The organism is Amycolatopsis sp. NPDC041971 (assembly GCF_055588925.1).
Genome location: NZ_JBVJCE010000003.1, coordinates 85923 through 100207 on the forward strand (window position 1 = coordinate 85923; position 14285 = coordinate 100207).

General features: G+C 70.5%; 13 protein-coding genes. 3 read left to right on the forward strand and 10 right to left on the reverse strand.

The genetic code is table 11. The features are described from left to right. Positions 1 to 17 precede the first annotated feature (17 nt). From ACZ6DT_RS08690 to ACZ6DT_RS08715, 6 genes are all read right to left on the reverse strand, one after another. The gene (locus tag ACZ6DT_RS08690; protein ID WP_465590816.1) at positions 18 to 797 is read right to left on the reverse strand and encodes a S1 family peptidase; all 780 of its coding nucleotides are present in this window, start codon (positions 795 to 797) and stop codon (positions 18 to 20) included. A gap of 9 nt (positions 798 to 806) precedes the next feature. Beyond that, a complete protein-coding gene (gene glpX / locus ACZ6DT_RS08695; protein WP_465590819.1) occupies positions 807 to 1877 on the reverse strand; it encodes a class II fructose-bisphosphatase in 1071 nt (356 codons plus the stop codon). Between the two features lie 138 nt (positions 1878 to 2015). Next, on the reverse strand, positions 2016 to 2234 hold the full coding sequence (locus ACZ6DT_RS08700; RefSeq protein ID WP_181776612.1) for an exodeoxyribonuclease VII small subunit: 219 nt from the start codon (positions 2232 to 2234) through the stop codon (positions 2016 to 2018). Continuing rightward, entirely contained in the window at positions 2231 to 2671 is a 441-nt protein-coding gene (locus tag ACZ6DT_RS08705; RefSeq protein ID WP_465590822.1) for a hypothetical protein, read from the reverse strand. Before ACZ6DT_RS08705 ends, ACZ6DT_RS08700 begins: the two co-directional genes overlap by 4 nt. After that, positions 2668 to 3972, reverse strand: a complete 1305-nt coding sequence (gene xseA, locus ACZ6DT_RS08710) for an exodeoxyribonuclease VII large subunit (protein WP_465590825.1) — start codon at positions 3970 to 3972, stop codon at positions 2668 to 2670. The genes ACZ6DT_RS08705 and xseA overlap by 4 nt, the downstream gene beginning before the upstream one ends. Next, the gene (locus ACZ6DT_RS08715; protein WP_465590827.1) at positions 3969 to 4631 is read right to left on the reverse strand and encodes a lipid droplet-associated protein; all 663 of its coding nucleotides are present in this window, start codon (positions 4629 to 4631) and stop codon (positions 3969 to 3971) included. The genes xseA and ACZ6DT_RS08715 overlap by 4 nt, the downstream gene beginning before the upstream one ends. A gap of 151 nt (positions 4632 to 4782) precedes the next feature. Here ACZ6DT_RS08715 and ACZ6DT_RS08720 point away from each other — a divergent pair, with 151 nt between their 5' ends. Beyond that, a complete protein-coding gene (locus ACZ6DT_RS08720; protein WP_465590830.1) occupies positions 4783 to 5796 on the forward strand; it encodes a 4-hydroxy-3-methylbut-2-enyl diphosphate reductase in 1014 nt (337 codons plus the stop codon). Between the two features lie 88 nt (positions 5797 to 5884). Here the strand turns inward: ACZ6DT_RS08720 and ACZ6DT_RS08725 are convergent, their stop codons facing one another. Together ACZ6DT_RS08725 and rmuC are read right to left on the reverse strand one after the other, a co-directional pair. Continuing rightward, positions 5885 to 6751, reverse strand: coding sequence for a DUF6542 domain-containing protein (locus tag ACZ6DT_RS08725; RefSeq protein WP_465590833.1), 867 nt, complete (start codon positions 6749 to 6751; stop codon positions 5885 to 5887). Positions 6752 to 7042: 291 nt separating this feature from the next. Further along, on the reverse strand, positions 7043 to 7957 hold the full coding sequence (gene rmuC / locus ACZ6DT_RS08730) for a DNA recombination protein RmuC (protein WP_465590836.1): 915 nt from the start codon (positions 7955 to 7957) through the stop codon (positions 7043 to 7045). Positions 7958 to 8103: 146 nt separating this feature from the next. Between rmuC and ACZ6DT_RS08735 the strand changes: the two genes are divergently transcribed. Both ACZ6DT_RS08735 and ACZ6DT_RS08740 read left to right on the forward strand, forming a co-directional pair. Then, positions 8104 to 9255, forward strand: a complete 1152-nt coding sequence (locus ACZ6DT_RS08735; RefSeq protein ID WP_465590839.1) for an exonuclease SbcCD subunit D — start codon at positions 8104 to 8106, stop codon at positions 9253 to 9255. Further along, complete coding sequence (locus ACZ6DT_RS08740) at positions 9252 to 12203, forward strand: AAA family ATPase (RefSeq protein ID WP_465590842.1); 2952 nt, start codon at positions 9252 to 9254, stop codon at positions 12201 to 12203. The genes ACZ6DT_RS08735 and ACZ6DT_RS08740 overlap by 4 nt, the downstream gene beginning before the upstream one ends. A gap of 83 nt (positions 12204 to 12286) precedes the next feature. Here ACZ6DT_RS08740 and ACZ6DT_RS08745 read toward each other — a convergent pair whose 3' ends face one another. Both ACZ6DT_RS08745 and ACZ6DT_RS08750 read right to left on the reverse strand, forming a co-directional pair. Next, positions 12287 to 12787 (reverse strand): methylated-DNA--[protein]-cysteine S-methyltransferase, encoded by a 501-nt coding sequence (locus ACZ6DT_RS08745; RefSeq protein ID WP_465590845.1) that lies wholly within the window; start codon positions 12785 to 12787, stop codon positions 12287 to 12289. Next, entirely contained in the window at positions 12787 to 14250 is a 1464-nt protein-coding gene (locus tag ACZ6DT_RS08750) for a DNA-3-methyladenine glycosylase 2 family protein (RefSeq protein ID WP_465590848.1), read from the reverse strand. The genes ACZ6DT_RS08745 and ACZ6DT_RS08750 overlap by 1 nt, the downstream gene beginning before the upstream one ends. Positions 14251 to 14285 lie beyond the last annotated feature (35 nt).

Genomic DNA, 14285 nt, shown 5'->3' on the forward strand with positions numbered 1-14285 from the left:
CCCCTCCTTCACTACCTTCAGGCAGGGGGAGCGGGCGCGGGTGGCGTGATCTTCTCGGCGATCCATTGCGCGTAGGCCACCACCGAAGTCGCGATCGACGGCGAGGTCGCGCAGACCGGGTCGGCGTTACCCGGACGGCTGATCGTGCCCAGCAGGACCCACTTTTCGCCGACCTTGGCGATCTGCGGCCCGCCGGAATCCCCGTAGCACGAGCCGGAATTCCCGCCGGGGTTGTCGGTGCACAGTTCTACGGCGCCGTCGAACTTCGCGGTGCAGCGCACGCCTTCGACGATCTTCGTGTCCAGTTGCCGCAGTTTCGCCGTCCCCGTGCCGCAACCCGAAGTGGTGCACGTCTGACCCCAGCCGAGCAGCCGCGTCGGCGTCCCCGGCACCACGACGGCGCCGATCGTGATCGGCGCCGTCTTCACCGGGGCGGCCAGCCGCACCAAGGCGAGATCACCGCCCGTGCGCTCGGGCGTCGGGTTGTAGGACGGGTTCACGACGATCTCGGCGGGTTTCGCGATTTCGCCGCCTTGAGTGTTGTCGTTACTGCCGACCCGCACGCTCAGGTTCGCCGGTTTCTTGCCCTCGACGCAGTGCCCGGCAGTCACCAGCCAGTCCGCCGCGATCAGCGTTCCGGCGCAGAAAGCCTTGCCGGAGGCCGAATGCAGGGAAGCGATGAACGGATACGGCTCGTCGGCCTCTCTGCCGCCGACGAGGTCGCTCGCGCCCGTGGCCTGCCCGGCCGGCGCGAGGACCATCGCCGCGAGCAGGACCACGAGCACGCGCTTCAGCACGGATTCTCCTTAGGGGAGCGGGGGAACCACATCGTCTTCCAGCGAATCGTCGAGGTGACCGTCGAAGTTGACGGACGAGTACGAGCGGAGCTTGGTCAGCCGGTGGTAGCCGTCGATCATCCGGACCGTGCCCGACTTCGAGCGCATCACGATCGACTGGGTGGTCGCACCGCCCGAGCGGTAGTGCACGCCACGCAGCAGGTCGCCGTCGGTGACGCCGGTGGCGCAGAAGAACACGTTGTCGCCGCGGACGAGGTCGTCGTTGCCGAGCACGCGGTCGAGGTCGTGGCCCGCGGCCAGCGCCTTCTCGCGCTCCGCGTCGTCCTTCGGCCACAGGCGGCCCTGCAGTTCGCCGCCGAGGCATTTCATCGCGCAGGCCGCGATGATGCCTTCGGGGGTGCCGCCGATGCCGAGCAGCATGTCGACGCCGGTGCTCGGCCGGGCCGCGGCGATCGCGCCCGCGACGTCGCCGTCGGAGATGAACCTGATCCGGGCGCCCGCTTCGCGGACCTCTTCGATCAGCTTCTCGTGACGCGGCCTGTCGAGGATGCACACGGTGACGTCGGAGACGCTGGAGTTCTTGGCCTTCGCGACCCGGCGGATGTTCTCCGCGACCGGGGCGGCCAGGTCGACCTTGCCCGCGGCGTCGGGGCCGACGGCGAGCTTCTCCATGTAGAACACCGCGGACGGGTCGAACATCGCGCCGCGTTCGGCGACCGCGAGCACGGCCAGCGCGTTCGGCATGCCCTTGGCCATCAGGGTCGTCCCGTCGACCGGGTCGACCGCGACGTCGCAGTCCGGCCCGTCGCCGTTGCCGACCTCTTCCCCGTTGAACAGCATCGGGGCTTCGTCCTTCTCGCCTTCGCCGATGACGACGACACCGCGCATCGACACGGTCGAGACCAGCTGGCGCATCGCGTCCACGGCGGCACCGTCCCCGCCGATCTTGTCCCCGCGCCCCACCCAGCGGCCCGCGGCCATCGCGGCGGCTTCGGTCACTCGGACCAGTTCCATCGCGAGGTTGCGATCGGGTGCTTCAGGGCGTCGGGAAGAGCTGGCGGACGAGGTGGGGGTGGGCATGAGGCCTCCCGGGTCAGGAACTCGGCGGGGTCCCAGTCTCTCAGATACCCACGGCGGTTCGGTGGCGCAGGAGCATGGTGAACGTCACTGACCGTCGCCAGGCTCGAAGTACTCTTCTCCGCTGAGAGCCCATGAGCTCTAGCCGTCTTCGACGGAGGACAGCGCCGCTTCGATCCGCTCACGCGCGCCCTCGAGGTGGTGCTCGCAGACCTTCGCGAGCTGCTCGCCTTTCTCCCACAGGGCGAGCGACTGTTCCAGGGACAGCCCGCCCGCTTCGAGCTCGCGGACGACCTCCACCAGTCTGTCGCGGGCCTGCTCGTAGCCGAGTTCGGCGGTCTCGCCACCGGGTTTGCTCACGCTGTGCTTCCTTCTACCGGACGTCGGTGCTTGCCGATACCCGCGCACACTACCGCGCCGGCCATGGCGTTGTCGTAACCCACGAAGGCGAGAGCGAACTCCTGTCCGTCACCCTCCGCGATCGCCGCGACGAGGTTTTCCTGGGCCCGCGCCACCCGTTTGCGTTGCGCGGTGCCGTCCGCGAACCACCATCGGGTGCCGACGTGCTCGGCCGTCGCTTCGGAGAGTTTGCGCAGCTGGGCGTCGAGACCGCGCTTAGTCGAAGACGGCGCTGATGAGCCTTCGGCGGAAAGGAGCGCCTCGGCCTGGCATCCCGCGAGCAGCACGGTCCAGCATTCCGCCGCGGCGTGGTCGGTCAAGAGCGCGTTGCGCAGCACCTCGGGCGCGTCCGCGCGCTTCGCGGCGTCAACGGTCAAAGGCAGAAAACTCGCCGTCAACTAAGCTCCTCCGCCGCTCCCTGTACCGATGCGTCCTCGGCGGAAAGGAGTGCCTCGGACGTGACGACGGCGCCGAGCGCGCCGTCGACCACGCGGACGCGCAATTTCGCGTCGTCCGCGACTTCGGAGACGGACCGGAGTACCTGGAGGTTGCCTTCGGCGTCGGTGTACTGCACCACCGCGTAGCCGCGTTCGAGGGTCGCCGCCGGGCCGAGCGCGGTCAGCCGCGCGCGGGCGCTGGCGATTTCGGCCTGATCCTTGGCGAGCAGGGTGAGCATCGCGCGGCGCCCGCGTTCACGGTTGATCTCGACGTCGTCGGAGCGGCGCTGGATCGGGCCGAGCGGATCGGCGAGCACGGGACGGCTGCGCATCTGGTTCAGCAACCGGACCTGGGTGTCCACCCAGCCGTGCAGCGCGCGGCGGCCGCGGTCGCGCATCTGATGGACGCGCTGGGTCTCCTCGCGCACGTCCGGCACGATCCGCTTGCTGGCGTCGGTCGGCGTCGAACAGCGGAGGTCGGCGACGTGGTCGAGCAGCGGGGTGTCGGGTTCGTGCCCAATCGCGCTGACCACCGGGGTCCCGGCCGCGGACACGGCGCGGCACAGCGCCTCGTCGGAGAACGGCAGCAGGTCTTCCACGCTGCCGCCGCCGCGCGCGATCACGATGACGTCGATGTCCGGGTCACGGTCCAGTTTGGACAGTGCCTGGAGGATCTGCGGGACGGCGAGCGAACCCTGCACGGCGGTGTTGATCACCTTGAACGCGACATGCGGCCAGCGGGACTGCGCGTTCACCAGCACGTCGCGTTCGGCGGCGGACGCGCGGCCGGTGATCAGGCCGATTCCCTTGGGCAGGAACGGGATCTTGCGTTTGCGCTCCGGCGCGAACAATCCTTCGGCGGCCAGCAGTCGCCGCAGCCGCTCGATCCGCGCGAGCAGTTCGCCGATGCCGACCGCGCGGATCTCGTTGGCGCGCAGGCTCAGCGAGCCGCGATTCATGAAGAACGTCGGCTTCGCGTGCACCACGACGCTCGCGCCCTCGCGCAACGGCGGTTCGATCGTGCGCAGCAGGCCCATCGGGCAGGTCACCGACATCGAGACGTCCGCCGACGGGTCGCGCAGTGTCAGGAACGCGGTGTTGGTGCCCTGGCGAGCCGAGATCTGCGTGACCTGGCCCTCGACCCAGACCGCGCCGAGCCGGTTGATCCACTCGCCGACCTTGCGGGCGACCGTGCGGACCGGCCACGGGTTCTCGGCGGTGGTGGACGGACCGGCTTGAGCGGTGGCGGGCTCGGCGCTCACTGGCCTTCCGCGCTGTCGCCGTCGCTCTCGGCCTTCTTCACGTTCCCGATGCGGCGCGTGAGCATGCCGACGAACGACGGCCTGTCGGCGTTCGCACGTTCGTAGATCAGCAGTTCTTCCAGCTGTACGAGGTCGAACCGGCGGAGGCGGGCACGCAACTGCGGCAGGGTGAGCGTGTCGTAGTCGTCGAGCCCGGCGGGACTCGAATCGACGAGCGCCGCGGAACTGTCGAACTCGCCGTCGGCGTGGTCCTCGGCGAGCGCGCGCTCCTCCTCGGCCCACGGGTCCTCGGTGAGCTCTTCGAGGTCGTGGAGGCGGCCGTTGGTCTCGGCACGCGGTCGCGGAACCTCGGCGTCCTCCCGCGGCGGGACGACGCACGAGTCGCGTTCGTAGCGGCGTTCGCCGACGTCGGGCGGGAGATCTTCGTCGAAGGTGGCCCAGCTGGGCGTGTCCTCGACCGGGCGAAGACCGGACAGTGCGTCATCGCCCTTGATCGCGAGTTCGGTGACGTGCTGCTGCACGCGCATGGAGAACTGGAGCACCTGGCTGACCACCGTGACGGGGAGCCCGGTGAGCTGCTTGGGGAGTTCGCGAACCCGCTCGGCGGTGATGACGGCGAGGCCCGCGGCGACCCGGAGGGGGAGCGGGAGAGGCTTCATGCGTCTAGCCTGCCGTATTTGGGCCATCCTGCCCAACCGAACGGGTGGGTGGGCTCACCGGACGTGACTCCACGCACATCCTTTCGAGGGGATCCCTGGTCACCTGAACGTGAGTGCGAGGAGCCCCCGGGGCAGCCCGTACCCTGGGGGCATGAGTTCTGCGAGTCCCGGAATCACGCCAGCCGGCAGTCCGACGATCACCGGGTCCGGTGTGCCGGCCGGTGGCAAACGTGTCCTGCTCGCCAAGCCCCGCGGCTACTGCGCGGGGGTCGACCGCGCGGTCATCGCCGTCGAGAAGGCACTCGAGCTCTACGGCGCACCGGTGTACGTGCGCAAGGAGATCGTGCACAACCGGCACGTCGTGGAGACCCTGCGTGAACGCGGCGTGATCTTCGTCGACGAGACCTCCGAGGTGCCGGAAGGCGCATTGGTGGTGTTTTCCGCGCACGGCGTCTCGCCCGCGGTGCACGCCGAGGCGGCGGAGCGCAACCTGCGGACCATCGACGCGACCTGCCCGCTGGTGACGAAGGTGCACAAGGAAGTCAACCGGTTCGCGAAGGACGACTACGACATCCTGCTGATCGGCCACGAAGGCCACGAAGAGGTCGAAGGCACCGCCGGTGAGGCTCCCGACAAGGTGCAGCTCGTCGACACCGCCGAGGACGTCGACAAGGTCGAAGTCCGCGACCCGTCGAAGGTCATCTGGCTCTCGCAGACCACCCTTTCGGTGGACGAGACCATGGAACGCGTCGATCAGCTGCGGGACAAGTTCCCCGGCTTGGCCGACCCGCCCAGCGACGACATCTGCTACGCCACCACGAACCGTCAGGTCGCGGTCAAGGCCATGGCCGCCGAGTGCGACCTGGTGCTGGTGGTCGGTTCGACGAACTCGTCCAACTCGAAGCGGCTGGTCGAGGTCGCGCTGAAGGCGGGGGCGCGTGCGTCGCACCTGGTCGACTTCGCCCACGAAGTCGACGAAGCGTGGCTCGAAGGCGTCGAGACCGTCGGTGTCACGAGCGGTGCTTCGGTGCCGGAGGTGCTGGTCATGGACCTGCTGACGTGGCTGGCCGAGCGCGGCTGGGACAACGTCGACGAGGTCACCACGGCCAACGAGAAGATCGCGTTCGCGCTGCCGCACGAGCTGCGCAAGGTCGGCAAGGCCTGACGCGCTACGAAAAAGGGCCACCCTAGGAAGTCCTCGGGCGGCCCTTTTCGCTGGTCAGAAGCTCAAGCGGGAGCAAAGGTCCCTTGCTTCACCGCTCGTCGTCCCAAGGGCGGCGGCGGGGAGGCTGCCCGCCGCGGCGCGGGTCGTCCGCGCTCGGCGGACGGCGGCGCGGGGCACCGGGGGCGCTTTCGCCACGCGGGTCGCGGCGGGGTTCGCCCTCAGGCGGCCGCGCGCGCCGAGGCTGACGTCCCGGGGGCGGCGGTTTGCGGGCGCCCGGCTCGGCGTCGCGGCGGGGGCGTCGGTCGTCGTCGACAGGCCGCGGGCGTGGTGGCGCACCGTCTCGCGCCGCACCGCGGCGGGAAGGCGGGGGCGGCGTTTGCCCGGTCCGGGACGCGGGGCGGCCACGGCCCGGCGCGGCGGCCGCGGGACGGACGGCGGGCTTGGCCTCGTCGCGACGTTCCGGTTTGGTACCCGGCTTGACCTTCACCGGCGCGTCGGGATCACGTTCCCGGTAGATCCGGAAGACACCGATCGCCAAGGTGAGGCCGGTGGTGAGGGCCATCGTCGGGAAGCCGTTGATCAGCGGCGTTCCGACGTCGAAGGCTCTCGAGAGCAGGTCCGTGCCCTTGCTGCCGTCCGAGGTCAGGAGGATGACTCCCGGGACGGTCACGGCGAGGACGAGGGGCGGCTGCACCATCGGGCCGAACAGCCCGCGGCGCTGGACGGCCACCACGGCGGCCACCGCGCCGAGCGCGTAGCAGGCCTTGAACAGCAGGCCCAGGTCCTTCTGCAGCATCATGTCGACGAAGGCGCCAAGGATGGCGAGCCCGAAGCCGACCAGGACGGCGGCCCACCAGGGCAGCCCGCGCCTGGCGCCGACGAGCGGACGCTCGTCCCAGGCAACGGGAACGTCGTCGGCATCAGGATCGCTTTGGCGATCGCGAATCGCGGTCACAGGCCCCACCGTATATCCAAGCTGCGGGCATACCGCCAACAGGCGGGGTGTCTATCGCCTGGTAGTGGTCATTCCGGGCCACCCGGACGGACTGTCCGGGTGCTTACGGGAGGTACTACGAGGAAGTGACCGACAAGGTTGTCAGACGAGGTGAAATGGAGCCTCCGATTCCGGAAGTCGCAGGTAGGAAAGGTGCGGCCGAAGCACTGGCGCGCCGCCGGAAGTACATGAAGGCCTCCTTCCTTGCGCCTGGGTACATGAAGGGGGCCTTCACGTACTCGGCGCGAGCCCTCACGAGGTGGGGAGTTCGTCCGCCTTCCTGATCAGGGGCACCGCCGCCGGGCTGCCCGCGGCGTCCGTCAGCGGGGAGACCGTGCTGCGGAAGCTCTCGAGCGCTTCCAGCTCCCGCCGCCGGGCCGAGATGAAGCGCTGCAGGTGGGTGCTCGACAGGTTCAGCGCGTCGACCGCGTTGCCCGCCGCCCGGTGCGCGGCCGCGGCGCCCGCCCGGACCTGCTCGACGTCCTCGACCAATGCCCGTTCGGTCGCGGCGAACAGCGCCGCGGAAGCCAGTACGGCGAATCCCGTCGGCCCGCAGACGAAGACCCGCCGGTCCAGCATCCAGCGCAGCAGTTCCGGGTCGGTGTCCAGCGCGGCCACCACGGCCGCGTCGGACGGGACGAACATGATCGTCCCGTAGATCGCGTCGGCCCAGCGCTGGTAGCCCTTGCCCGCCAGTTCGGCCGCCCGTGACCGGAGCTGCCGCACGTGGACGCGCAGCGCGTCCAGCCGTTCCTCGGGATCGTCGGTTTCGACGGCCTCGGCCCAGCAGGCCATGCTCGCCTTCGCGTCGACGGGCACGGTCCGGCCGCCGCCGACCCGCAGCACCATGTCCGGTTTCGCGGCGCCGCCGCCCGCCAGATCCGTTTGCAGGGTGAAGTGCAGTTCCTCGCGGAGCCCGAGCGCGCGCGCGGTCTCCAGGAGTACCTGTTCGCCCAGTTCGCCGCGGCCGCTGATCGAGGCGAACGCGACCTCGTACCGGCGCAGCGCGAGCTGCTGCTGATCGGCCTTCGACCGTTCGGCGGCGACCAGTTTCGCCGCCGCGTCGGCCCGCCGCATGCCGTCGTTGTACAGCCGCCACAGCACCGCGACGGCCACGAGCAGCAGCAACGCGAGCACGACGGCCGCGGTGGTGATCACCGTCGCCACCGGTACCTCCCCTCCGGATCCGAGTCGGGGACATCATGGCGGAAACCACCGACAAAAACTCCAGCGGCACGGTGTGTCGGAAAGCGCGGTGCCGCCAAGGGCGCGCCTCCCCTCTCCGGCCGGTGTGCGGCCCTACCTTGGGCTGCGTGAAGCTCCTGCACACGTCCGACTGGCATATCGGCCGTACCTTCCACGGCGCCGATCTGCTCGCCGAACAGGAAGCCGTGCTCGGCCACGTCGCCGATCTCGTGCTCGCCGAGTCGGTCGACGTGGTGCTCGTGTCCGGGGACATCTACGACCGCGCGGTGCCCTCGGCGGAAGCCGTCCGGGTGGCCACGACCGCGCTGGGCAGGATCCGGCAGGCCGGGGCGAAACTGGTGATGACCCCGGGCAACCACGATTCCGCGCCGCGGCTGGGCGCGTTCGCCGAATTCGCCGCGGCGGGCGGTCTGCACCTGCGCGCCACGATCGACGGTCTCGCCGAACCGGTGCTGCTGCCCGACGAACACGGCGAAGTCGCGCTCTACGGGATCCCGTACCTCGAACCGGAGCCCGCGCGCCACGCCCTCGGCGTGCCCGAGGCCCGCGGCCACACCGGCGTGCTCGCCGAGGCGATGCGGCGGATCCGGGCGGATCTCGCCACCCGGCCGTCCGGGACACGGTCGGTGGTGCTCGCGCACGCCTTCGTCACCGGCGGCGAGCCGACCGAATCCGAACGGACCATCGCGGTCGGCGGCGTCGAGCAGGTGCCGGGTTCGGTGTTCGACGGCGTCGATTACGTCGCGCTCGGCCACCTGCACGGTCCGCAGACCCTCGCTGAGCACCTGCGTTACTCGGGCAGTCCGCTGGCGTATTCGTTTTCCGAGACACGCCAACGGAAATCCGTCTGGCTGGTGGATCTCGACGCCGACGGGCTCGCCGAGGTCCGGCGTCATGAACTGCCGGTGCCGCGGCACCTCGCGATGCTGCGCGGTGAGCTGGCGGACCTCCTTGCGGATCCGGGGCACGACGGCCTCACCGAACACTTCCTCTCCTTCACCGTGACCGACCGGGTCCGCCCGATCGACGCCATGCGCAAACTGCGTGAGCGGTTTCCGTACGCCGTGCACATGGACTGGCGGCCGGAGGGCGGGCACGACGGGGCCACGCTGAAGTACGCCGAAGCCGTCCGCGGGCGGTCCGACGTCGAGATCACCCGCAGTTTCCTCGAGGACTGCCGCGGATCCGCGCCTTCGAAGAGCGAGGAGCGGCTGGTGCTGGCGGCGCTGGGCGCGGCGGGCAGGGAGCGCGAAGTATGAGGTTGCACCGGCTGGAGGTCACCGCTTTCGGTCCGTACGCGGCCCGGGAGGTGGTGGACTTCGACGTGCTCGGCGCCGACGGGTTGTTCCTGCTGCACGGTGACACCGGTGCGGGGAAGACGACCCTGCTCGACGCCATCGCGTTCGCGCTGTTCGGCACCGTCCCCGGCGCTCGGGGCGAGGTCAAACGGCTGCGCTGCGACCTCGCCGAGCCCGACCAGGTCACCGAGGTCGTCCTGGAACTGACCGTGCAGGGCCAGCGGATGCGGATCGCGCGCAATCCCGAGTACCAGCGGCCCAAACGCCGCGGCGAGGGGATGACCGTCCAGCAGGCGAAGGCGGTGCTGAACTGGGTCGGCACGGTGCCCGCCGGGCACGTGGCCGAGGGCATCACGCGGATCGACGAGGTCGCGCGCACGGTCGAACGGCTCATCGGTATGACACACGAGCAGTTCTTCCAGGTGGTCTTGCTGCCGCAGGGCGAATTCGCGCGGTTCCTGCGGGCGAACACGGCCGAACGCGAGGAGTTGCTGGAGCGGCTGTTCGGCACCGAGCGGTTTTCCGACGTCGAGAACTGGTTCGCGAATCTGCGTGCCGAACGCGGCCGTGAGTTGCTGGCGCGGCAACAGTCGCTGCGGGAGTGGGTCGCGCGGTTCGCGCAGGTCGCCCAGCAGGAGGCGCCCGAAGAAGGCCAGGCCGAGTGGGTCGAAGAGGTGCTCGCGGAGTCGAGGCGGCGCGTTGACCAGGCACAGGAACGGGACGCGAAGGCCCGCGCGGCCGCCAAGAAGGCAGAGGCGGTTTGGCAGGAGAACCGGTCCACCGCCGAACGGATCCGCCGGGTGCGCACCGCGTACACGCGGCTGTCGGTGATCGCCGAGCAGGCGGACCAGCGTGCGGAGTGGGCCGAAGAGGTCGAAGCGGCCCATCGCGCGGCGGGGGTGGCCGCGGAGGCGGATCTTCTCGAACGCAGGTCGGACCAGCTCTCCGAGGCCGAGGCCACCGAGGCGCTTCGAGCCCAAGAAGTGCCTGACGCCGCAGACAGCCCCGCCGCCGAGCTTCGCGCTCGCGCCGGTGGACTGCGGGAAGAGGCGGGCGCGCTCGCCGAACTCGTGGCGGAAAGCGAACAGCAGCAGCGGGATCTGGTTCACCGCGAACAGCTGAACGCCGCCGCCGAGAAGGCGAAGAAACAGGCCGAAGAGTTCGCCGCCGAGCTTGGTGCCGCGCCGGAGAAGCTCGCGGCGTCGCGTGCCGAAGCGGCCGCCGCCGCCGAAGCCGAAGTGAAACTCGACGGCGCCCGCACCCGTGTCGACGAGCTGACCGCGCTGGTCCGAGACGCCGACGAGGTGCCTCGGGCGGAACGGGCCGTCACGCGAGCGCGTGGAGTGGTCAGCGAAGCCGTGGACGGCCACCAACAGGCCCGTCAGCACCGGCTGGACCTGCGAGAACGGCGCCTCGAAGGAATGGCGGCCGAACTCGCCGCCGGTCTCCGCGCGGGTGAAAACTGCCCGGTCTGCGGGGCGGCCGAGCATCCGTCACCGGCGACGCACACCGGCGGTCTGGTCGATCCCGAGGACGAACGCCACGCCGAAGTCGCGGAGCAGCAGGCGCATACGCGGCGTGAGAAGGCGAAAGCCGCGTTGCAGGAAGCCGAAAACCGCCTGGCCGTCCTGGTCGAGCGGTTGGGCGAACACACCGCCGAGACGCTGCGGGACCGGCTCGGCGAGGCACGCGAGCTGGTCGACACGCTGTCCGAGGCGGCTCGTCGGAAGCCCGCTCTCGAGACGCAGGTCGGCGCACTGGAACGGAAGATCGAACAGCTGACCGAACAACGCGGGGTGGCCGAGCGGCGCGCGGTCGAAATCACGACCGAGGTACGCGGTCTGACGGAGCGGCTGGCCGGACGCGAGCGGCGGTTGGAGATCGCGCGTGGCGAGTTCGCCGACGTCGGGGCGAACCGTCGGCACCTGCTCGGCTTCGCGACCCGTCTCGACGCGCTGGCCGAAGCCCGGCTCGCCGTCGCCGGCGCCCGTGAACGCCGCGACGAGCAGGCGAAACTGGTCAAGGAAGCGTTGCGGGCCAAGGGTTTCGCGGATCTCGACGAGATGCGTGCCGCGTCGCGGCCGGACGAGCAGATCACGAAACTGGAGAACAGTCTCGCCGACGCCAACGTGATGGAGAAAGCCGAGCGGCAGGCCCTCGCCGAACCGGAACTCTTCGGCATCTCACCGGAGGACGAGATCGACGTCGCGACTTCGGAGGAAGCGGCGAGGGACACCCGGGGTGAGGCCGAGCAGGCCTTCGCGGCACTGCGGACGGCGAAGACGCGGCACGCCGACCTGACCGGGTTGGCCGAGCGGATGACGTCCTTGATGGCCGGACTGGCGCCGGTCGAGGAGCGGTACCTCGAACTGAAGGCGCTGGCCGAGGTGGTCAACGGACGCGGGCAGAACGCGCGGAAGATGTCGCTGCGCTCGTACGTCCTCGCCGCGAGACTGGAGGAGGTCGCGGTCGCGGCCACCGCTCGCCTGCGGACGATGAGCCAGGGCCGCTACTCCTTCGTGCACTCCGACGCGGCCGGGGCCCGGGGCACCCGCGGCGGTCTCGGCCTCGACGTGCTCGACGACTACTCCGGCACCGTCCGGCCCGCGAAGACGCTTTCCGGCGGCGAGTCCTTCCTCGCGTCGCTCTCGCTGGCGCTGGGCCTCGCCGACGTCGTCGCCGCCGAAACCGGCGGAGCGCTGCTGGACACGCTGTTCATCGACGAGGGCTTCGGCACGCTGGACGCCGATACGCTCGACATCGTCATGAACATCCTCGACGAGCTTCGCGCCGGCGGTCGCGTGGTCGGGCTGGTCTCGCACGTCGAGGAACTGCGGCAGCGGATCCCGACGCGGCTGCGGATCCGGAAGTCGCGTACGGGCTCCTCGGTGGAGATCCACGCCGCCTGACCCGCTCTCGCGCGCTAGGAACGGTCCGTTCCTGGCAAATTTTGCAAGGAACGGTCCGTTCATAGCATTCGGAGGGGGCAGGATCAGGCGGCTTCGTGGGTCAGCAGCCACTGCTTCGCGGGGACACCCCACCGGAAGTTCCCCACGCCACCGCCGGTCCGCACCACCCGGTGGCACGGCACGAACAACGCCGCCGCGTTCTTCGCGCACGCCGACGCGGCCGCCCGTACCGCCGCCGGATTCCCCGTCAGCGCCGCGTACTCCGCGTAGCTCACCGGCTCGCCCGCGGGGACCTTCCGCAGGATTTCCCAGGCGTGCTCCCGGAAAGCGCCGGACCGCTGCCGCACTTCGACATCGGCGACCGCTTCCAGGTCGCCGTCGTGGTACCGGCGGATCGCGGTGCTCACCGGTCCCAGATCGCGCCGCTCCTTCACCTCGCCAGGGGTCAGCGTCGGCGAGATCAGCGGCGTCAGTTCGGCGACGTCGCCTGTCCAGCCCGAGGCGAGCACGGCCCCGTCTCCCGTCACCACGGCGGTGAACGGGCCGATGTTCGTGTCCATTGTGGACCAATACGCGATGTTCATCATTCTCCCTTTTCGGCACGCCACAGGTACATGCCGGCGTACGAGGACCAGGGCTGCCAAGCCCGTCCGCGTTCGGCCAGCGTCGGTTCGTCGTCGGTGATCCCCAGCACGGCCGCGCCTCGGCGCAACGCCGGATCGCCGATCAGCAGGACGTCCGGCGCGCCCAGTACGCGCATCAGGACGTAGTCCGCGATCCGTGGCCCGATTCCGGGGACTTCCAGCAGCTCCGCGCGCAACTCCGCGGGATCGCGGCCGACGTGGACCGAAACCCCGTCCGCCAGCGCGCGGGCCACGGCGGCCACCCGTTCCGGACCGTGTCCGGCGAGCTGGGCCGCCGTCGGGAACAGCGTGGTCAACTCTTCCAGCGACTCGTCGCAGCTGGGCAAGCGTTCCCCGAGGGCGTCGGCGAGCGACGCCGCCTCGGCGGGGGACAGCAGCGCGCGCAGCACGAGTTCGTCGCCGTCGACAGTGCCGGGCACCCGGATGCCGGGGATCGCCTCGACCAGCGGCGCGAGTGCCGGGTCTGCCCCGAGAACGCGCGCGACCGCCTCCGGGTCGGCGTCGAGGTCAAGCAGTCGCCGCACCCTGGCCACGGCGCTGCTCAGGTCGCGCAGGTCGGTGAGCCGCAGGTCGCTGCGAACGTGATCGTCCTTCGCCGTCAGCCACACCACACCGGAGCCGTGCGCGAGCCGCAGCGTGCGCCCGTAGCCGGTCACCCCGGACTCGTCGCGCGTCACGTGTTCGACGCCGGGGACGACTCGGTCGGCCAGGAAGTTCAGCACCCCGGCCGCGTCGAACGGTTTCCGGAACGGCAGCCGCAGGCTCAGCCGGGTCCCGGTCGGCAACTCTTCGGCTTTACGACGCCCGCGTCGCAGACTCGCCGCGCGAAGCTGCGAAGGCGTCGTCGCGAACACCTCCCGGATCGTCTCGTTGAACTGGCGGACGCTCGAGAAACCCGCCGCGAACGCGACGTCGGTCAGCGGGAGCCCGGACATCTCGATCAACAGGCGCGCCGAGTGCGCCCGGTGCGCCCTCGCCAGTGCCAACGGCCCGGCACCGAGTTCCGCGGTGAGGACGCGCCCGAGCTGGCGTTCGGAATAGCCGAGCCGCCGCGCGAGCCCCGGGACGCCGTCGCGTTCGACGGCCCCGTCCGAGATGAGCCGCATCGCCCGCGCGGCGAGGTCGGCCCGGATGTCCCAGTCGGGCGAGCCGGGAACGGCGTCGGGGAGGCAGCGGCGGCAGGCGCGGAAGCCGTTGGCCTGCGCGGCCGCCGAGGTCGGGTAGAAGCGGACGTTCTGCTGCTTCGGCGTCGACGCGGGACAGGACGGGCGGCAGTAGATCCCGGTGGTGGCCACGGCCATGATGAACTGGCCGTCGAACCGGGAATCACGGGCGGCGACGGCGCGGTAACACCGTTCGGTGTCGCGCCACACGGCCCGCTCTGCCAAGGTCTGCTCGGTCATGACATCGATCGTGCCACCAGGTCGAGGGCGTGGCT